Origin of the sequence: Azospirillum sp. TSO35-2 (assembly GCF_003116095.1) — a bacterium.
Taxonomy (GTDB): Bacteria; Pseudomonadota; Alphaproteobacteria; order Azospirillales; family Azospirillaceae; genus Azospirillum.
Map to the genome: position 1 here is coordinate 1,919,944 of NZ_LGRA01000021.1, position 19,503 is coordinate 1,939,446.

Genomic DNA, 19,503 nt, shown 5'->3' on the forward strand with positions numbered 1-19,503 from the left:
ACCACCTCAGAGGAGACCGGGCCCAACCCGACGGACCGCGGCAAGCTTGGCTCAAAGCGCCACATCCTCGTCGATGACAATGGCATCCCCCTCGCCCTGAGGATTTCACCGGCCAACCGGCATGACAGCAAGTTCCTGGAGGCGTTGGTCGATGCCGTGCCGGCAATCCGCCAATGTGCGGGCCGGCCACGGCGCCGACCAGCCAAACTGCACGCCGACAAGGGCTACGACTTCGCCCATTGCCGGCAGGCGCTACGCCGGCGGGGGATCATTCCACGCATCGCCCGGCGTGGCATCGAGAGCAGCGAGCGCCTCGGCCGACACCGATGGGTGGTCGAGCGGACACTCGCCTGATTTGCCCGTTTCCGCCGCATCGCCGTCCGCTACGAATGGCGCGCCGATATCTTCACCGCCTTCCACCATATCGCCGCCAGCCTCATCTGCTGGCGATTCGTCCAGAGATGGTTCTGTTAGGCGCTCTACGCCGATGCCCGTCACCCATGCCAAACCTCCTGGTCCCTCAGACCATAGATGGAGGCTCTCCACTTTCTCCGGGCAAGTCCATCCGCGTGACGCTGGTGGAGGAGGACGACCCGATCCGCGAGTGCATGACGCCCCGCCGACCTACAGATTCACGTTGTATTCGCGGTGAACCGATGCGTCCAGGCGGGGGCGGCTGGTGATGAACGCGAGCGCATGCTCGATGCTCACCCGCGTTTCGATCAGCGGAGCCAGCACCGCGTCCTCCATGTCTTTCGGGGCCACCGATTTCCTGAAGAAGCTCACCGACATCACCGCCGCGACCTTCTCCTGTTCCAGGATGGGAACACCGACGGTGGTCATGCGGATCGGTTCGGTGTGCGGGTCCCGTGTGGCATAGCCCATGCGCCGGACACGATCCAGATAGCGGCGGAACACTGCCTCCTCCCTGGCGCCGAACTCCGCCGGCAGGGTGGCGCGCATGCGGGCGATATGCTCGTCACGTTCGACCGGGCTGCAGAACGCCATGTAGGCACGGCCCATTGCGGATTTGAGCAAATCCGGACGCTGGCCAAGGACGGTGGTGGTGTGCACGACCGGGCTGATCGTTCCGGTCCAGTACAGGATCTCGATCGCGTCCCCATCGATGACCCCCAGCCCAACCGGCCACCGGATCTGTCGCGTCAGCCCGATCGACAGCGGCCGTGCGATCTCGATGACCCGCGAAATTCCGCCGTAGCCCTGGGAAAGCTCGGTAACCTTCTGAGCCACGCGATAGCCGCCGCACATGTTGTCGCGGATCACGTAGCCTTCGTGCATCAGCGTCTCCAGCATCCGCACGACGGTCGGCCGGGGAATTCCGGTCTCGGTGTAGATCGAATTCACGGTCGCGATGGACTGTTGATTGACGACTTTCAGGACATGCAGCGCACGGCACACGGAATTGACCGGGGGATAGGAGCGGTCAAGCGGATTCGTGTCGCCTCGTCGGGAGTTGGTTCGGCAATGCATGCTCGTCCCAGTCGTGCCGGAGGCAGTCTTTTTCATCATGTCACCCGAGCGAGTTCATCAGGGCGTTTGCACCCACCCATCCACGATGCTCCGGCAACCTCCGCCACGACGAAGGCGGCAGGTCCCCAGCAACGAAATCATAACGACTTGCGTTTCGCAACGTGAAATCAATCCAGATTCCGGAGCCCTTCCGCGCGATTGGAGATGCCGCAAGCCCGGCCAGTGTGGGAGGCTTCGCCGGTCGCCACAGGAGGGCGCGCCGGACGACAAGAGCTTTTTTGCCGTTCCGTACATCGGAACAGAGTCCGTGGGAAGGTTGCCGCTCGCCAATCCCAGTCAACGATTTTCGCGGGCACTGACGGTCCGTTAACGGTCTTGACAACCTTCCCGAAAGGCGCCTTCATATTTTTGATACTTCCGTTCCGTACAACAGAACAAGAGAGGAGGGGCACAGTGTACGATCCAACCGATCCGCGCTCGCAGATGGCCGGCTCGGCCGCTCCGCGGGCGACCGCTGCGCCGGCCGTCTTCGCCGCGGCCGACTACGGGCTGTTCTACAAGACCGAGCCGCAGATCGTTGCTGACGGGGCCCGCACCTGGTTGACCCGCGGTCAGAATTTCCTGGTCGCTTACAGCGAGGTCGAACCAGGCGGGGTGCTGATGCGGTCCGACCAGAAGGACGAGTACGTCCTGCTGCTGTCCGACCGTGAAACCCCGGCGGTCGTGGACGCTGGCGGCGAGCGGGTGGAGGTCGGCGGCTTCTCTCTGGTGATCCTCCCGCCGGGCGAGAGTCGGATCACGCTTCCGAAGGGCGGCCGCGCGAACCGTATCTTCTCGACCCGGTCGGACGATCTCAACGCGCTGTGCGCGAACGCCGACTCCTACGCCGAGCCGCATCCCAACGTAGCGCCGGCCGAACCCTGGCCGGACCCGGTCGGAGGATTCCGCATTCGTGTCTACAGCCTGGACGTGCCGCCGACCCCCGGACGATTCGGTCGCATCTTCCGCTGCACCACGATCATGGTGAACTATCTGGACGAGCAGCAGGGCCCGCGCGACACCGCGAAGCTGTCGCCACACAGCCACGACGATTTCGAGCAAGGGTCGCTGGCGCTGGACGGAAGCTATACCCACCATCTGCGCTGGCCCTGGACCCCGAACCTGAGCGCGTGGCGGGACGACGAGCACGCGCTGGTGGAGTCGCCGTCGCTGACGGTCATTCCGCCGCCGGCTATCCACACCTCGCGCGGTATGGACGCCGGCCTCAACCAGCTGGTCGACATCTTCTCCCCGCCGCGCCTGGACTTTTCCAAGCAGGGCTGGGTGTTGAACGCCGACGAATATCCGATGCCGCCGTCCGTGCCGTGAGGTCGTGCGCCGCGATCCCTCGCATGGCAATGTCACGCGGGCAGGATCGGCGGCACGGTGAAGGGCAGGGGGTGAGGAAGCCGCCAAAGGACGCGTCGATCCCGCGCTCCCGGTCCCCGGGCACGCGGCCGCGACTTCGAGCCTGACGCCTGGGCCCCCGACGCCTGGGTGCCGCGCCGGCAGTTCCACCCCAGATTTCATGCCGGGAGAGACCTGATGATTTATGACCTCGACGACCTGAGACCCGACATCGCCGACGACATTGCCTGGATCGCGCCTGACGCGACGGTGATCGGCAATGTGCGGATGCAACGTGACAGCAGCGTCTGGTTCGGTGCGGTGCTGCGCGGCGACAACGACCTGATCGACATCGGCGTCGCCGCCAACATTCAGGACGGCTGCATGCTCCATACCGATCCCGGCTTTCCGCTGACGGTGGGGGACCGATGCACCGTCGGCCATCGTGCGATCCTCCACGGCTGCACCATCGGATCCGGAACGGTGGTCGGCATGGGGGCGACGATCCTCAACGGGGCGGTGATCGGTCGGAATTGCATGATCGGCGCCAACGCGCTGGTGACCGAGGGCAAGCAGATTCCCGACAACTCGGTGGTGATGGGTGCTCCCGGCAAGACGGTGCGCACGCTGGACGAGGTCGCACAGGCGCAGCTTCAGACGCTTGCCGACCACTATGTCCACAATGGCCGCCGCTTCGCCGCCGGGCTCCGCAACCCCAGGCCGCGATGAGTTGGGCTCCGCCAGCCTCGTTCCGGCCCCAACATTCAGCCTGAAACATGACAGGGCCCTGATCAGCGTCGATTGGGGCCCTTTGCTTTTCGGCGCAGCCCGGTGCCGGAGCCGGTCGGTACCGTCCGGCAGCCCGACGGGTTTCGCAGGCCGAAAACAAATGTGACGACGATTGGGGGACACGCCCGGATTTGCTTTAATACCTGAGTATTGCAGTCTGACAGTGCGCCTACGGGCCGGAGTTCATCCGATCCCGGCTCGCTCATACGCCGCGATAGACGGCGCTTGCAACATCAACACCGGGGAGGAAAACCAATGAACGCGCTGAATCCGAAAGTCCGCAGAAGCCGCAGGGAGGTGCTCCGGGGTCTCGCCGCCGCTCCCGCCGCCGCTTCCGCCATTGCCGCAGCCCTGTCCGTGTTCGGGCCGGGCGAAGCCCTGGCCGAGAAGTTTCCCAGCAAGCGGATCACGGCGATCGTTCCCTTCGGCGCTGGCGGCGGGTCCGATACGCAGACGCGCATCTGGGGTGAAACGATCGCTCCGCTGATCGGCCAGCGCGTTATCGTCGAGAATGTGCCGGGCTCAGCCGGCGTCGCCGGCACCAAGCGCGGCATCGCGGCCGATCCCGATGGGCACACGGTGGTCGTCGGCGTCGCTTCGACGATGACGATCAATCCCTTCAGCAACAAGGCGGCGGACTACGATCCGCTCGTCGACCTGCAACCGGTGGCGCTCCTTGGCTACACGCCCTACGTCCTGGTGGTGGCCAACAGCCTCAAGATCAATACGCTGGCGGAGCTGATCAAGTATGGGAAGGAGCATGACGGCGAGCTGACCTATGCCGGTTGGACCGCGGTCGGCGAACTGGCCCGGCGGGGTCTGGAACTGCGGACGGGTCTCAAGCTTCGGGCTGTACCCTACAAGGGCACGATGGAAGCGATGACCGACGTCATCGCCGGCCGTGCTTCGGCGAGCGTCGTCGACATCTCGTCCGCGATCCCCTTCACGGGCAAGACCATGGGAGCGGGCAGCGTCACGCCGATCATGATGACGGGACCCGACAAATCCTCGGCGCTGCCCTGGGTGCAGACGACCGAGGAGGCGGGCGTGAAGGACTATGTCATCGATTCCTGGACGGCGCTGTTCGTACCGAAGAAGACGCCGAGGGAGATTGTCGAGTTTCTCAACGCCAAGACCCGCCTGGTGTTAAGGACGCAGACCGTCAAGGCGCGCTACGCCGAGTTGGAGATCGAGTGGCGCGACTATGACGTCGCCGAGATGCAGGACTTCATGGTGCGGCAGACCAAAGGTTGGAAAGCGCTGATTGAGGCGACCGGAACTGGGAATTGACGGACGCCGCACCCGACCGTTGGTCGGGCGGCACCTCTGGTGCGGATGCGCCCCGGCCACGACCCGTTCCGTTCCGTTCAATTGGAGTTCAAGCATGACGTCTGAACCGATGGACCTGCGGAGCCGGCACACGGTTCCGTGCTATGCGCGCATCCAGGTGATTGGCGGAGCGGTCGTCGTCTTCATCGCCGCCCTGGTCTGGTACGGCGCGATCAGTCTCAATCTCGGTACGGTCGCCGACTTCGGCGCCGGCGCCATGCCGAAGGCCCTGGCGATCCTGTTGTTCTTCGGCGGCGGCGCGGTGCTGGTCCAGGGGCTTGTCCAGCGGCCGGAGGAGGCGGAGCGCGCCGAATTCTCGCCCGCTCCGGTGGCGATCCTGGTGATCGCCATCGCGCTGTTCGGCCTGTTCATCCGTGGAGGGGACTTCACTCTCCTTTCGACCCCGCAACTCGGGCTCGGTGTGGTCGGTCCGCTCACCGTCTTTATCGCCGGATGCGCGACCCCCGAGAGACGGGTGAAGGAACTGCTGCCGATGTCCTTCGGGCTGACCGCGGCGGTCCTGCTGGTCTTCTGTGATCTGCTTCAGGTGACGATCCCGATCTTCCCCGGTTTTGCCCAGGACGCGATTTTCTCCTCGCTCGGCGTCGACGGGGCGATCAGAGCCCTCTACCTCGCCTATGGCGGGATCGCCGCAGCTCTCTACGTCGCGTTCTTCGGGCTGAGGGATGACCGCCGTGACTGACCTCTTCGATCATCTGGTTCTCGGCTTCACCGTCGTGCTGTCGTTCCAGAACCTGCTGCTGTGCCTGGTCGGCTGTCTGGTGGGAACGCTGATCGGCGTGCTGCCGGGGATCGGCCCGCTGGCGACCATCGCCATCCTGATGCCGATGACCTACAATTCCGAGCCGATCGGCGCGCTGATCATGCTGGCGGGCATCTACTACGGCTCGCAATACGGCGGCTCCACCACCGCGATCCTGGTCAATATGCCGGGGGAATCCTCCTCGGTGGTGACGGCGCTGGACGGCCACGCGATGGCGCGGCAGGGAAAAGCCGGCAAGGCGCTGGGCATCGCGGCAATCGGCTCCTTCATCGCGGGGACCTTCGCGACGCTGGTCATCGCGGCACTGGCCATTCCGCTGTCGAAACTGGCACTGAGCTTCACGGCCGGCAACTATTTCGCCCTGATGGTGCTGGGACTCACCCTGGCGATCGTGGTTGCCGGCGGCTCCGTCCTCAAAGCGTTCTGCATGCTGATCGTCGGCGTGATCATGGCGCTGGTCGGCGCCAACCCGGTCACCGGCGAGCCGCGCCTGACTTTCGGCAGCCAGATCCTCTATGACGGGTTCGACGTCGCCATTGTCGCCATGGGGCTGTTCGGCATCGCGGAGATCCTGCGCAACCTCGAAGCCCCGGAGGGGCGGCCGTTCGTCAGCGACGCGGTGGGAGGCCTGCTGCCGGACCGCAAGGATATGCGGGAGTCCGCAGGCGCCATCACCCGCGGGTCGCTGCTCGGCTCCATCATCGGCATCATTCCGGGGAATGGGGCGACCCTGTCGTCCTTCGTGTCCTACGCCCTTGAGAAATGGGTCGCCCGGCGGCCCCAGGAATTCGGCAGGGGCGCCATCCAGGGCGTGGCCGGCCCGGAGTCCGCCAACAACGCCGCGGCCCAGACCACCTTCATCCCGCTTCTGACCCTGGGGCTTCCCTCGACCGCGACCATGGCGTTGGTCGGTGGAGCGATGACCTTGCACGGCGTCATTCCGGGGCCGCGGGTGATCGACCAGCATCCCGACCTGTTCTGGGGCATGGTCACCTCGATGTGGATCGGCAACCTGATGCTGGTGATCATCAATCTGCCGCTGATCGGCATCTGGGTGAAGTTCCTCAAGGTGCCGTACCGTCATCTGTTCCCGATGATCGTGCTGGTCTGCTGCGTCGGCATCTACTCCGTCAATTCCCAGCCCTTCGACGTGCTGCAGATCGCCCTCTTCGGCGTCATCGGCTACGTTCTGCACAAGCTGAGGTTCGAGCCGGCGCCGCTGCTGCTGGGGCTGGTGCTGGGCGGCATGCTGGAGGACAGCCTCCACCGCGGCCTGATCCTGAGCCATGGGGACATTTGGACCTTCGTCAGCGCGCCGCTGACGCTCATCCTCCTGACGGCGGCGGCCGTCGTGCTGGGCTCCGCCCTCTCGCCGTCGATCGCCCGCAGGCGGCAGCTTCTCCAGGAAGAGGACTGAGGCGGACCGCTTCTTCGAAGATATCTCGCGGTCGAGCCGGCAGCCGGCTCGCAACGGCATCGTCACATGCAAAACAATGAGGAAACCAGGATGCGGATCGATGAGAACCGGCTTGCGCTGACGCAAACGCTGCACACGCTGCTGATCGACTATTGGCACGACGTGGATACCAATTGGGGCCGGAACGCACCCGACTACTATACCGAGGACGGCGTCTTCGTGGGGTCCGCGGCGTCCTACGAAGGCCGGGAGAAGATCCGCGCCTTCTACAAGTGGCGGGAGGATCGCGGCGCCCGGACCGTGGTGCATGCGGTGCAGAACTTCCAGGCGATGTTCGACGGCAGCCCCGACCGGGTCCTCTGCCACTGGTTCCTGCTGCTCTACGCCGCCGACGGCAAGCCCGTCCTGCCGACTCACCCGCCGATCCAGATCGCCTACATGACCGATCGTCTGGTGATGACCGATGAAGGGTGGAAGGTCACCTACCGGCGGTTCGACCCGTGGTTCGAGGGCGGAACGCCGACGACCAACCCGGTGCTCGACGACAAGTGACGCTTGTCCGCGTCCCACCGGAACAGGGCATGCCCATCACTCAGGAATGCGGGAATATCATGCAGGACGTTGTCATCGTAACGGGCGCCAGCAGCGGCATCGGTGCCGCCACCGCCCGTCTGCTCGGCGCCGGCGGCGCGTGCGTCGTGGTGAACTACAAAAGCTCGAAGAGCCTGGCGGAAGGCGTGGTTGCCGATGTCGAGGCGGCCGGCGGCAAGGCGATCGCGGTTGCGGCCGACATGGGATCGGAAGCCGACATCCTGCGGATGTTCGAGGAAACCGACCGGGCCTTCGGCCCGCTGACCGGGCTGGTCAACAACGCCGGCGTCAACGGGCCGAAGCACCGCACCGCCGACACCTACGAGTTCCAGGAGACGATGGACATCCTGGCGGTCAACACGGTCGGCGTGCTGATCGCCTGCCGCGAGGCGATCAGGCGGATGTCGACCAAGTTCGGCGGCAAGGGTGGCAGCATCGTCAACATTTCGTCGATCGGGGCGCTGACCGGCTCGCCGGGCCGCTTCATCCATTATGCCGGGTCGAAGGCCGCGGTGGATACGATGACCAAGGGCCTCGCGGTCGAGGTCGCGCGCGACGGGGTCCGCGTCAATTCCATCCGCCCCGGCATGATCGACACCCCGATCCACGCCAAGGCCGGTCAGGCGGACCGGGTCAGGGAATTCGCTGCCCAGAACCCGCTGGGGCGCGCCGGCCTGCCGGAGGAGGTGGCGGAGGCCATCGTCTGGCTCTTGTCGGACAAGGCATCGCTGGTCACCGGTGCCGTCCTCGACGTGATGGGCGCCCAGCGCTGACGCCCCAGCTTCCCCGTTTCACCAAGCCCGCCGTTTGAGCGCGGGAAAGGACGTATCATGCCGACCGCCGCCACCGGCTTCCGCAAACGCTTCATCGCCGGCGAAACACTCGTCGGCACCTTCATCAAGACCCCGGTGACCCATCCGATCGAGATCATCGGCCAAGCCGGCTTCGAATTCGTCGTCATCGACGAGGAGCACGCGCCCTGGGACCGCGTCGCCATCGACCGCGCTCTGTTGGCGGCCCGCGCATCCGGCACCGCCGGCATCGTGCGCGTGGCGGAGCCGACCGCCGCCAAGATCCTGGCGGTGCTCGACGACGGCGCCACCGGCGTCCTTGTTCCGCACGTCAGTTCAGCGGCCAAGGCCAGGGAGATCGCCCAGGCATGCCGGTTCCGCGGCGGCCGGCGCGGCTTCTCCAACACCACGCGGGCCGGCGATTTCGGCGCCGCCGCCGTGTGGCCGTATGTCGAGGCCCAGGACGCCGCGGTCACCTTCATCGCGATGATCGAGGATCCGGAGGCGTTGGACGAGATCGACGCCATCGTCGGGACGGAGGGGCTCGACGGCGTCTTTATCGGGCGTGGCGACCTCACCGTGGCGCTGGGGGCGCCCGCCATGGACGCGCCCGAGATCATCGCCGCCTGCCAGGTCATCATCGCCGCGGCCAAAAAGGCGCAGAAGCCGGTGACGATGATGGTCGCAACGGCGGATGATGCACGACGTTTCCATCAGATGGGAGCGACGGCCTTCATCGTCGGGTCGGACCAGAGCTTCCTGCGCCAAGCGGCGCTGAACGCCTATGCCGCGATATCCTCCGTCGGCGTCCCCGGCGTCTGATCGGCAATCGATAAGGAAACCAAGGAACCATGGCCGCACGCAAAGTCATCATCACCTGTGCCGTGACGGGATCGATCCATACCCCGTCGATGTCGCCGCACCTTCCCGTCACCGCCGCGGAGATCGCGGACGCGGCAGTCGGCGCCGCGGAGGCGGGGGCTGCGATCGTCCACCTGCACGCGCGCAATCCGGAGAACGGGCTGCCCGACCAATCACCCGGGGCGTTCGAGCCGTTCCTGAAGGTGATCAAGCAGCGGTCGGACTGCGTGGTGAACATCACCACCGGCGGTGCCGCCACCATGACGACCGAGGAGCGGCTGCGCCCGGTCGCCGTCTTCAAGCCGGAGGTCGCCTCGCTCAACATGGGGTCGATGAATTTCGGCCTCTACCCGATGCTGAACCGCTTCAAGGAGTTCAAGCACGAGTGGGAGCGGTCGTATCTCGAAGGCTCGCGCGACCGCGTCTTCAAGAACACCTTCGCCGACATCGAGTACATCCTGACGACCTGCGCCGAGAACGGCACCCGCTTCGAGATCGAGTGCTACGACATTGGCCATCTCTATACGCTGGCCCATTTCGTGGACCGCAAGATCATCAAGCCGCCCTTCTTCGTGCAGAGCGTGTTCGGCATCCTGGGTGGGATCGGCCCACACCCGGAGGACGTGCTGCACATGAAGCGCACCGCCGACCGGCTGTTCGGCGATCAGTATTCCTGGTCGGTGCTGGGGGCGGGTGCCAACCAGATGCGCATCGCCGCCCAGGCGGCGGCGATGGGCGGCAACGTGCGCGTCGGGTTGGAGGATTCGATCTGGCTCGGCCCCGGCCAGCTCGCCAAGACCAACGCCGAGCAGGTCGCCAAGGTGCGGGGCATCATCGAGGGCCTCGGCCTGTCGATCGCCACGCCGGCGGAGGCGCGCGACATCCTGCAGCTCAAAGGTGCCGACCGGGTCGCCTTCTAGGAACCGTCTGCGGGCCGGGTCCTGTCAGGCCCGGCCCGCAGAGGCTTTTCAGGCCGACGGCTCCAGCCTTCGCAGAATGTCGAGGGCGTTGCCGGCGGCTTGCCGCATGAATGACTGGTCGGACGCGACGACGAAGCCGGTGACGCCCAATCGGGCCAGCCAGCCGGCCTCCGGCGCGTCGGCGCGGCCGACCATGGCCAGGGCGGGCTTGCCCGCCGTCCGGGCGGCTGCGGTGATTCGTTCGACCGCCTGCCGGACCGGCGGGGCGTCGGTCGATGTCTCGCGATAGGCGACGGTCAGGTCGCCACGGCCGATGAACACCGCATCCAGCCCCTCGACCGCCAGGATCGCGTCGATCTGGTCCAGCGCCTCGGGATCCTCGATCATCGCTATGACCGTGGTCGAGGCATCGCCCGCCGCGACGTGGTCCGCCAGACCCAGTCCGCCATAGCGCCCGGCCCGCGGCGAATTGGAAAAACCGCGCTTTCCGCTGTACCGGCAGGCGGCGACCGCATCGCGCGCCGCCGCGACGGTCGCGATGTGCGGCAACAGCACGCCGGCGGCCCCGTCGTCCAGCGCCGCCAGGATATCCGCAGGATCGGCCCGCGGCACGCGAACCAGGGCCGCCGTGGCCGCGGCACGCGCCGCCAACAGCACATTGTCGGTCGTGCTGCGGTCGAACGGCGCGTGTTCCTGGTCGATGATCACGAAGTCGAATCCGACATCGCCCAGAATCTCCGTCGCGTGGCCGGTCGGGGTCTTGACGAAGCTGCCGACCAGCCGCTCCCGGTCCAGGAGGCGTTTGCGAAATCTCAGCGGCATGTGTTGGGTGGCCATGGCTGGGCGCTCCTTCCTCTCGGTTCCGTTCTTCGGTCTGTGGTGTTTCGATATTCGAAACGCGCGTCCTGATTATGCCGCATGATAGGCGTGCCCATATGTTGCCTGTCAAGCCGTGACGGCAATTATCCGGTTGACGAACATTCGCGAGAGATGTATCGGTCTTAGCAACAGTGGATCGAACAGCAGAACACCAATGTGGTGTCAGGCCTGGAGGAAAAGAGATGTCCAACCCCAGCGACGTCGGTGTGGCGACGGCTGAGTCCATCAATCCGTTTTCGGAGCAGGTGAACCGGATCCTGGCCGGCGCGATCGACCTGCATTGCCACAGCGGCCCGTCGGTGATGCCGCGCAGCCTCAACCACATCGAGGCTATGCACGACGCCGAGGCCAACGGGCTGCGCGCCGTGATGATCAAGGACCATTACTATTCGGCGACGCCGATCACCGAGATGCTGAACACCCATTTCAGCCAACTGAATGTGCGGCTGTTCTCAGGCGTGCCGCTCAACAACACGTCGGGCGGCTTCAATCCCTACGCGGTCGACCATGGGATCAAGCTCGGCGCCAAGCTGGTCTGGATGCCGACCTTCTCGTCGCTCAATCACATCGAGCACGAGCGCAAGCACCAGCGCTTCCCCCACACCATCAAGCCGATGCGGGAGCCGACGCCGCTGACCGCGCTCGACGAGTCCGGCAAGCTGCGCGAGGAGGTTCTGCCGATCCTCGACATCGTCGCCGAGCACGACGTGATCCTGTCGGGCGGCCACCTCCACATCTCCGAAATCTTCGTGCTGTTCGAGGAGGCGCGGCGGCGCGGCGTCAAGCGCCTGCTGGTCAACCACCCGACCTACCTGATCGACGCGACACTGGAGGATATCCGCAGCCTCGCCGGGATGGGCGCGTATGTCGAGCATTCCATCTGCATGTTCGTTCCGGAGGCGGTGAAGTTCTACGAGCCGCCGATGCTGAAGGAATTGATCGATGCGGGAACGGTGGAGCGCACTATCCTCGGCTCCGACCTTGGTCAAGTCGGCAACTGTTCGCCGATCAAGGGGTTCCGCAACGTCATCGGCATCTGCCTCGAACTGGGCTATACCGAAGGACAGATCAAGACGATGATCGGCGGCAATCCAGCGGCACTGCTGGGCCTCGATCCCCAGTAAGGGAGCACTCATGCCCAAGATCGGCGGTGCGACGGAAGGCGATGGCGTCCAGGCCGTCGTGGTTGCGCTGAAACTGCTCGAATATCTCGCCAAGGCGCGGGAGCCGGTCGGCGTGACGGCGCTGGCCCAGGCGCTCGGCAGCACCAAGAGCCGGATCCACCGGCACCTGCGGACCCTGGTCCAGCAGGGCTACATCGTGCAGTCGGGCGATACGGAGCGGTACCGGGTGGGTTCGCGCCTCGTCACCCTCGGTCGGATGGTGGGCGAGAACCTGGACCTTGCCAGTGCCGGCCGCGAGGTCTTGCGGGAACTGCGCGACAGTCTGGGCCGGACGGCGGTCATCTCCCAGGTCGAGGCGGAGGGCGTCCGGGTGTTGGCGACCTTGCCGGGCACCTCGGCGGTCGACCTGCAGGTCAAGGAGGGCTCCCTCCTCGGCTTCCACTGCACGGCCCAGGGCAAAGTCGCGCTGGCTTTCGTCGATGAGGCGCGCCGCACCCGGATCCTGCGCGGGCGCCTGGAGCGACCGACGCCGCGGACGATCACGTCCTCTGCGGCGCTGCGCCAGGAGCTTCAACAGATTCGCGAGCGGGGCTGGGCCACCGCCCCCGATCAATCGACGATCGGGTTCAACGCGCTCGCCACACCCATCTTCGACGCCTCGGGCAGCATCGTGGGCACGCTGGCGGTCGTCAGTTCCATCCAGTTCATCGCAGCCGAGCCCAGTGAGGAGCAGATCCGGCTGCTGGTGTCCGGGGCAGACCGCATCTCACGGGCGCTCGGCGGTGTCGGTCTGGCCGGTCAGCCGCCGGTCCTGCCGGGGATCCGCACCGCCTGACCGGGCGGGCCAGGAAGAATCCGGCTTCGCCAGACGATGACCCGTGTCGTCCTTCGGCCGCGATCCTTCCTGCTGGCGGCTGTGCCGGCGGACGCGTGGCGCGCTGGTCCTGGCTTTGTTCCGGCTTCGCCATTCGGCGATTTGGCATAAACCCAATGGTGGTCCGGTGAGCGGATCCGGACCTTGACAAAGACTGTCCGTCCAGTACCATTTTTCGGAACATCGTTTCGAATAACAGAACAATAACCTGTCTTATGGGAGGAAGGGATGAATACCCTGCGCCTGTTGACGGCTGCTGTCACCGTGATCACCGCCCTATCCAGTCAGGCCGGAGCAGCGGAGCCGGTGAAGATCGGATCCTCGCTCGGGCTGACCGGCTATGCCGCGATGGTCGATCGCGCCTGGCGTGACGGCCTTGAGGTGGCGGCGGAGGTGCTGAACGAGCAGGGCGGCCTGCTTGGGCGCAAGATCGAAGTGCTGGTCGAGGACAACCACTCCCTGCCGCAGGACGCGGTGGTGGGGTACCGCAAACTGATTTCCAGCGATCAGGTCGACCTGTTCAACAGCGGATGCGTGTCCGCCGGCAACTTTGCCGCCGCCGCGTTCGTCATGCAGGCGAAGCGGCCGATGTACCTGTGCTCCATCCTGACCAAGCGGGACCAGGAGCAAGCATGGGCCTTCAGCTTCCTGGCGCCGCCGCGGTTCGAGATGGAGTCCCGATACCGGTACCTGAAGGAGCGGACCAACATCCGCAAGATCGGGCTGCTGCATGATCCGACCCCCTACGCGCTGCTGATGAAGGGGATCGGCGAGGAGCTGGCGAAGAGCTTCGGGCTGGAGGTCGTGTCGGTCGAAAGCTACAAGCCCGACGATTCCGACATGACCGTCCAGTTGGGCCGGATCAACGCGGCCGGCGGCGGGGCCATCGTCAAGATCGGGCAGGGCGGGTCGACCGTCACCGCCGCCAAGAACATCCGGCAGCTCGGCCTCGACAAGATGCTGCTTCTCGCCAGCAACGACGACGGGGCGGTCTTCCTCGAGGCGGGCAAGGTGCTGGGCGAGCGTCTCCTCTATGTGGCGCCGCCGGTCCAGCTTCCCAAGCAGTTGCAGCCCGGCCCGACCAAGGACGCGGTCGATGCGTTCCTCACCCACTGGAACCGGAAATATCCCGACCGCGACCCCACCACCGGCGCCCGCGCCTGGGATTCCATGATGGTGCTGGCGAAGGCGGCCGAGATCGCGAAGTCGGTCGACGGTACGGCGCTCCGCGACGCGACGGAGAAGGTGCCGCCTTACCAGGGCGCCTATGCGGCCTTCAATTTCTCGCGCGACCAGCATGTCGGCATCACGGAGAACCCGTTCCTGATCGGCACGGTCGTCGACAACGAGCTGGTGATCGCCAAATGAGTGTCCAAATCCTATCCGCCGGACGCTCCTCGCTGCTTGAAGCCAGGGAGGTCTCGGCCAGCTACGGGCATGTGCAGGCACTGAAGCCGACCAGCCTGCACATTGCCGAGGGGGAGCTGGTCACCATCCTCGGTCCGAACGGGGCCGGCAAGAGCACGCTGCTGCGCGCCCTGACGCGACTGACGGCGTGCCGGGGCCGCCTGTTCTTCCGGGGAACGGAGATCAGCGGCCTGCCGACCCATCAGTTGGCCCGGCGCGGCATCGTCATGGTGCAGGAAGGCAGGGGGCTGTTCGCCCAGATGAGCGTGCGGGAGAACCTGATGGTCGGGGCCTTCCTGCACGCCGCCGAGACCGACCGGCAGATGGCCGCCGTCTTCGAGCTGTTCCCGCGTCTGCGCGAGCGCATCGACCAGACGGCCGGTTCGCTGTCCGGCGGCGAGCAGCAGATGCTGGCGATCGGCCGCGCCCTGATGGCCAAGCCGCAGCTTCTGATGCTGGACGAGCCGTCCCTGGGCCTCGCCCCCCGTGCCGCCTCCGAAATCCTGAGCACGCTTGGCGAGCTGAACCGCCGTGGCCTCGGCATTCTGCTGGTCGAGCAGAAGGCGCCGCTGGCGCTGAAGCTGGCGCAGCGGGTCTATGTGCTGTCGCTCGGGAAAATCGTCGCTGAACTCAAGCCTGACGAGATCGAGTCCCATCATGACCTCGCGCGTTACTACCTTCACTGAACCGGCCGCCCTGCGCTGGCAATCGGTGTCCCCGGCGGCCGGCGCGGCGATGCTTGCCGTTCTGGGCCTGCTGTCCAGCGACTACGTCACCACGGTGCTAGGGTTCGCGTTCATCTACGCGATCTTCTGCACCGGCCTCAACTTCTTCATGGGCTATACCGGGCAGGCGTCGTTCGGGCAGAGCGCCTTCGCCGCGATCGGCGGCTACGGCAGTGCCATCCTGTGCACCGACCTGGGCTGGGACCCCGTGCTGGCGCTGTTCGCCACGATGGCGTTGTCCGGCGTGGCGGCGGTCATCGTCGGCTACCCGACGCTGCGCCTGCGTGGCCACTACCTCGCCATGGCGACCTTCGCGCTCGGCCTCATCGTCTACGAGATCACCATCGAGTGGACGAGCCTGACCCAGGGCTACATGGGCTATGCCGGCATACCGCCGCTGGGGATCGTGGGGTTCGAACTTCCCACCGTGAAGCACCAGCTGGTGGCGCTGGTCGTCCTGGCGCTGTTCGGGGTTGCGGTGGCGAACCGGCTGCGACGGTCGCGGTTCGGGCGGGCGCTGGCCGCCATCGCGGGAAGCGAGCCGGCCGCCCTGGCGCTTGGCATCGACGTCGCCCGCTACAAGCTGATCGCCTTCGTGATCGCCGCGATCTACGCGTCGGCCGCCGGATCGCTGTTCGCCCATTTCGTCGGCTTCATCAGCCCCGAGGTTTTCGGGGTGACCATGGTCGTGCAGAGCTTCACCATGCTGTATCTCGGCGGCATCGGCACCGTGTGGGGGCCGATGATCGGCGCCGTCATCGTGTCGGTCCTGCCGGAGGCGTTGCGCGGCCTGAAGGAGATGCAGGACATCGCCTACAGCGCGATCCTGATCCTCGTCCTCATCTTCGTGCCGCGCGGGCTGGCCGGGCTTTCCAGCCTGTTCGCGCGGTTCCGCCGGAACACGGAGCCCCTGTGATGGCCCTTCTCTCCGTCGACAATGTGACCAAGCGGTTCGGCGGGCTGGTCGCCAACCAGTCCATTTCCTTCGATGTCGGGGACAACGAACTGCTGGCGGTGATCGGCCCCAACGGAGCCGGCAAGACGACCCTGTTCAACCTGATCTCCGGCTTCTTCCCGCCGACCTCCGGAACCGTCCGTTTCGATGGGCGCGACATCACGGGACAGCCGTCCCATAAGGTCGCGGCGGCGGGTCTGGTCCGGACCTATCAGCTGGTCCAGCTTTTCTCGCAGCTGACCGTGGCCGAGAACGTCGAGATCGGCAGCCACCGCGTCACCCGCGGCGGCGTCGGCGGCGCTCTGTTCCGGCCCGACTGGTTCCGTCGGGAGGAGCGGAGCGTGCGCGAGGGCGCGCGCGAACTGCTGCATTTCGTCGGGCTGGAGGGGCAGGCGGATCTTCCCGCCGACAAGCTGCCCTATGGCCGGCAGCGGCTGCTGGAGGTGGCGCGGGCGCTGGCCGCCAAGCCGCGCCTGCTGCTGCTGGACGAGCCGGCGGCCGGCCTCAACACCCAGGAGACCGAGGCCCTGGCCGACGTCATCACGCGGATTCACCGCGGCGGCACAACCATCATCCTGATCGAGCACGACATGAGCCTCGTCATGAAGATCGCCCAGCGCATCGTCGTGCTGGATTTCGGCAAGAAGATCGCCGAAGGGACGCCGGCGGAGATCCGCGCGCATCCCGACGTGATCGCCGCCTATCTCGGCGGGACGGAGGTGGTCGATGCCTAGCACCATCGAAATCCTGCAAAGCCTCGTCAACGGCGTCGGCGTCGGCCTGATCTACGGCCTCGTCGGGATCGGCTTCTGCGTCATCTACAACGCCAGCGGCATCGTCAATTTCGCCCAGGGCGTGTTCGTCATGCTGGGTGGAATGTTCTGCCAGGTTCTTATGAGCCAGTTGGGGCTTCCCATCATCCTGGCCATCGCCATCACCGTTCCGCTGGTCGCCCTGGCCGGGATGGCGATGGAGTTGGCGATCGTCCGGCCGATGCTCCACCGCGGCGCCACCCTGTTCGCGATCATCCTCGCCACACTGGCGGCACAGATCATGATCGAGCGCATCACGCTGCTCGGCTTCGGCGACCGGCCGCGTACCTTCCCGGACTTCACGCCGGGCGGGCCGCTCCGGGTCGGCGAGGTCGCCGTCGGCTACCAGCTGTTCTGGATCCTGGGCTGCGGGGCGCTGCTGGTCGTGGCGCTGTGGCTGTTCTTCAACCGGACGCGGACGGGACGGGCGTTGCGCGCCTGCTCGCAAAACCGGGAGGCGGCCCAACTGCTGGGCATCCCGGTCGCACGGATGATGCTGGTGGCCTTCGCGCTCAGCGCCGGGCTGGGTGCGATCGCCGGCGTGCTGGTCACGCCGACCCAGTACACCGCATACAATGTCGGGACGCCGTTCGGGGTCAGCGGCTTCATCGCCGCGATCATCGGCGGGTTCGGACGGGCCGGCGGGGCGCTGGCCGGCGGGCTGCTGCTGGGCGTCCTGCAGGCGCTGGCCATCGTGGCGCTCGGGGCCGGTTTCAAGAACGTCGCGGCGCTGAGCGTCCTTCTGGTCGTCCTGATGCTGTTTCCCAACGGGCTGTTCGCCGGCTTCAGTCTGGGCGCCCGTGTGCACTCGAAATGAAAGGTCCTTGCGATGAGCACAACGGAGTCTCTGGCTGGCAAAGTCGTGCTGGTGACCGGCGGATCGCGCGGCATCGGCGCCGCCATCTCGCGCCATTTCGCCGGGCTCGGCAGCAAGGTTGTCATCGGCTACCGGTCCGACGACGAGTCGGCTGCGGCGCTGTCCAGGGAGTTGGCCGGACCGGGCGGCAACTGCATCGCGGTGCGGGCCGACATCGCCGATCCGGACGCCGTCCTGGCCCTGGTGGCGGCGGCGGTGGATCGGTTCGGCGGCATCGACGTGCTGGTGAATTGCGCGGCCGTCGCGCCCTACCGCCCGCTTGGCAAGATGGATGCCGCGTTCGTCCGGGGCATCCTGGATACCAACGTCGTCGGTACGGTCATGATGACTGAGGCGGTGCTGCCGCTCCTGCCGTCGCCCGGCGGGCGCATCATCAATCTCTCTTCGGCCCTGGCCTACCGGCCGATCCCGTCGAGTTCGGTCTATTCCGCCTCCAAGGCCGCTGTCGCCACCCTGACCCATGCCTTCGCCAAGGAGCTCGGGCCGCGCGGGATCACGGTCAATGCGGTGGCACCCGGCGTCATCGAGACGGACATGACCAGGTCGATCCTGGCCGAGCGGGGCGATCAGATCATGGCGATGACCCCGCTCGCCCGCATCGGTCAGCCTGAGGACATCGCCGGGATCGTCGCCTTCCTGGCCTCCCCCGACGCCGGTTGGGTCACCGGACGGACCATCATCGCCGACGGCGGGGTCACCTGACCGGGGTTGCCTGGCCGGTCAGCCGGCGAACAGGAACTCGATCACGTGCTTCAGGTGCGCCTCCGAGGCGCGCCGGGCCTTTTCGCTGTCGCGGGACATCAGTGCGTCGAGAATGGCGCGGTGGTCCTGTTCGTAGACCGCGCGCCGCTCCGGCGTGACGCTGACAAACTTCAGCTGTCCCCACTCCGTGTAGGTGCGGACCTGCTGCACATGGTTGCAGATCAGGCGGATGAAGTTGTTGCGGGTCGCGTCGGCGATGGCGAGGTGGAAAGCCCCGTCCCAATAGTCGAACTCCGGCACCGAGTTGGCGGCTTCGCTGCGCTCGACGCAGTCCTTCATCTTCAGCAGGTCTGGCCTAGTCGCGTTGATCGCGGCCAGACCGGTGAATTGCGGTTCGAACAGCAGCCGCGCGCGGGTCACCTCGCCGGGGCTGAGCTGGTCGATGTCGAGCAGCGCGGCCTGACTGAAGGAGGTTCGCGCTTCGGAGACGAAGGTTCCCCGGCCGACCGCCCGGCTGATATACCCCTCGCGTTCCAGCTCCTCCAACGCCTTGCGGACCAGGGCGCGCGACATCGCGTACCGGTCGGCCAAATCCCGTTCGGCCGGCAGCCGGTCGCCCGGCTTGAGGGTGCCGCTGTGGATCTGCCCGAGGATCTTTTCCTTCAACCCGACCATTGGTGACTGTTCCCGTTGCCGCGTGCGCGGATTCCCGGTGGGCCGCGCGCCGATTGGTTCGGGCATAGATGACATTTTTCCCGAAAAAATGAAACGAAACGAGGTGGTTGTTGG

20 protein-coding genes and 1 pseudogene are annotated in these 19,503 nt (G+C 66.2%); 18 read left to right on the plus strand and 3 right to left on the minus strand.

From position 1 onward, the window contains the following. Window positions 1-474 (plus strand): annotated as a pseudogene (locus TSO352_RS24785) (IS5 family transposase); the annotation flags it as partial. A 150-nt stretch (window positions 475-624) separates the two neighbouring features. On the opposite strand, the gene TSO352_RS24790 reads toward TSO352_RS24785, so the two are convergent. Next, window positions 625-1,527 carry an IclR family transcriptional regulator C-terminal domain-containing protein gene (locus TSO352_RS24790; protein WP_158284627.1) on the minus strand — a complete coding sequence of 301 codons (903 nt, stop codon included), beginning with the start codon at window positions 1,525-1,527 and terminating at the stop codon, window positions 625-627. Window positions 1,528-1,944: 417 nt separating this feature from the next. Between TSO352_RS24790 and TSO352_RS24795 the strand changes: the two genes are divergently transcribed. The 9 genes from TSO352_RS24795 (at window position 1,945) to TSO352_RS24835 (ending at window position 10,359) form a co-directional block, all read left to right on the plus strand. Further along, window positions 1,945-2,859: a hypothetical protein gene (locus TSO352_RS24795; RefSeq protein ID WP_109109811.1), complete on the plus strand. Its 915-nt coding sequence runs from the start codon at window positions 1,945-1,947 to the stop codon at window positions 2,857-2,859. Window positions 2,860-3,075: 216 nt separating this feature from the next. Next, a complete protein-coding gene (locus tag TSO352_RS24800) occupies window positions 3,076-3,606 on the plus strand; it encodes a gamma carbonic anhydrase family protein (RefSeq protein WP_247872411.1) in 531 nt (176 codons plus the stop codon). A 315-nt stretch (window positions 3,607-3,921) separates the two neighbouring features. Next, window positions 3,922-4,956, plus strand: a complete 1,035-nt coding sequence (locus tag TSO352_RS24805) for a tripartite tricarboxylate transporter substrate binding protein (RefSeq protein WP_109109812.1) — start codon at window positions 3,922-3,924, stop codon at window positions 4,954-4,956. 109 nt (window positions 4,957-5,065) lie between these two features. Further along, entirely contained in the window at window positions 5,066-5,698 is a 633-nt protein-coding gene (locus TSO352_RS24810; RefSeq protein WP_158284628.1) for a tripartite tricarboxylate transporter TctB family protein, read from the plus strand. Next, the gene (locus TSO352_RS24815) at window positions 5,691-7,196 is read left to right on the plus strand and encodes a tripartite tricarboxylate transporter permease (protein WP_109110858.1); all 1,506 of its coding nucleotides are present in this window, start codon (window positions 5,691-5,693) and stop codon (window positions 7,194-7,196) included. The genes TSO352_RS24810 and TSO352_RS24815 overlap by 8 nt, the downstream gene beginning before the upstream one ends. Window positions 7,197-7,286: 90 nt before the next feature. Further along, window positions 7,287-7,748, plus strand: a complete 462-nt coding sequence (locus TSO352_RS24820) for a nuclear transport factor 2 family protein (protein ID WP_109109814.1) — start codon at window positions 7,287-7,289, stop codon at window positions 7,746-7,748. A 59-nt stretch (window positions 7,749-7,807) separates the two neighbouring features. Continuing rightward, window positions 7,808-8,560 carry an SDR family oxidoreductase gene (locus tag TSO352_RS24825; RefSeq protein WP_109109815.1) on the plus strand — a complete coding sequence of 251 codons (753 nt, stop codon included), beginning with the start codon at window positions 7,808-7,810 and terminating at the stop codon, window positions 8,558-8,560. A 57-nt stretch (window positions 8,561-8,617) separates the two neighbouring features. Beyond that, entirely contained in the window at window positions 8,618-9,400 is a 783-nt protein-coding gene (locus tag TSO352_RS24830; RefSeq protein ID WP_109109816.1) for an aldolase/citrate lyase family protein, read from the plus strand. A 29-nt stretch (window positions 9,401-9,429) separates the two neighbouring features. Further along, on the plus strand, window positions 9,430-10,359 hold the full coding sequence (locus TSO352_RS24835) for a 3-keto-5-aminohexanoate cleavage protein (protein ID WP_109109817.1): 930 nt from the start codon (window positions 9,430-9,432) through the stop codon (window positions 10,357-10,359). 48 nt (window positions 10,360-10,407) lie between these two features. Here TSO352_RS24835 and TSO352_RS24840 read toward each other — a convergent pair whose 3' ends face one another. Continuing rightward, window positions 10,408-11,196 (minus strand): aldolase/citrate lyase family protein, encoded by a 789-nt coding sequence (locus TSO352_RS24840; RefSeq protein ID WP_199231713.1) that lies wholly within the window; start codon window positions 11,194-11,196, stop codon window positions 10,408-10,410. Between the two features lie 224 nt (window positions 11,197-11,420). On the opposite strand from TSO352_RS24840, the gene TSO352_RS24845 reads away from it, so the two are divergent. From TSO352_RS24845 to TSO352_RS24880, 8 genes are all read left to right on the plus strand, one after another. Further along, window positions 11,421-12,362, plus strand: a complete 942-nt coding sequence (locus TSO352_RS24845) for a DUF6282 family protein (protein WP_109109818.1) — start codon at window positions 11,421-11,423, stop codon at window positions 12,360-12,362. Window positions 12,363-12,372: 10 nt separating this feature from the next. After that, window positions 12,373-13,197: an IclR family transcriptional regulator gene (locus TSO352_RS24850; protein WP_109109819.1), complete on the plus strand. Its 825-nt coding sequence runs from the start codon at window positions 12,373-12,375 to the stop codon at window positions 13,195-13,197. 267 nt (window positions 13,198-13,464) lie between these two features. Then, complete coding sequence (locus tag TSO352_RS24855) at window positions 13,465-14,604, plus strand: ABC transporter substrate-binding protein (protein WP_109109820.1); 1,140 nt, start codon at window positions 13,465-13,467, stop codon at window positions 14,602-14,604. Continuing rightward, a complete protein-coding gene (locus tag TSO352_RS24860; protein WP_109110860.1) occupies window positions 14,601-15,329 on the plus strand; it encodes an ABC transporter ATP-binding protein in 729 nt (242 codons plus the stop codon). Before TSO352_RS24855 ends, TSO352_RS24860 begins: the two co-directional genes overlap by 4 nt. Further along, window positions 15,301-16,284 carry a branched-chain amino acid ABC transporter permease gene (locus tag TSO352_RS24865; protein WP_158284629.1) on the plus strand — a complete coding sequence of 328 codons (984 nt, stop codon included), beginning with the start codon at window positions 15,301-15,303 and terminating at the stop codon, window positions 16,282-16,284. The genes TSO352_RS24860 and TSO352_RS24865 overlap by 29 nt, the downstream gene beginning before the upstream one ends. Next, the gene (locus tag TSO352_RS24870) at window positions 16,284-17,057 is read left to right on the plus strand and encodes an ABC transporter ATP-binding protein (RefSeq protein ID WP_109109822.1); all 774 of its coding nucleotides are present in this window, start codon (window positions 16,284-16,286) and stop codon (window positions 17,055-17,057) included. The genes TSO352_RS24865 and TSO352_RS24870 overlap by 1 nt, the downstream gene beginning before the upstream one ends. Next, window positions 17,050-17,952, plus strand: a complete 903-nt coding sequence (locus TSO352_RS24875; RefSeq protein WP_109109823.1) for a branched-chain amino acid ABC transporter permease — start codon at window positions 17,050-17,052, stop codon at window positions 17,950-17,952. The genes TSO352_RS24870 and TSO352_RS24875 overlap by 8 nt, the downstream gene beginning before the upstream one ends. A 12-nt stretch (window positions 17,953-17,964) precedes the next feature. Next, complete coding sequence (locus TSO352_RS24880) at window positions 17,965-18,714, plus strand: 3-oxoacyl-ACP reductase family protein (RefSeq protein ID WP_109109824.1); 750 nt, start codon at window positions 17,965-17,967, stop codon at window positions 18,712-18,714. Between the two features lie 18 nt (window positions 18,715-18,732). Here the strand turns inward: TSO352_RS24880 and TSO352_RS24885 are convergent, their stop codons facing one another. Continuing rightward, window positions 18,733-19,389, minus strand: a complete 657-nt coding sequence (locus TSO352_RS24885) for a FadR/GntR family transcriptional regulator (RefSeq protein ID WP_158284630.1) — start codon at window positions 19,387-19,389, stop codon at window positions 18,733-18,735. Between the last annotated feature and the right edge of the window lie 114 nt (window positions 19,390-19,503).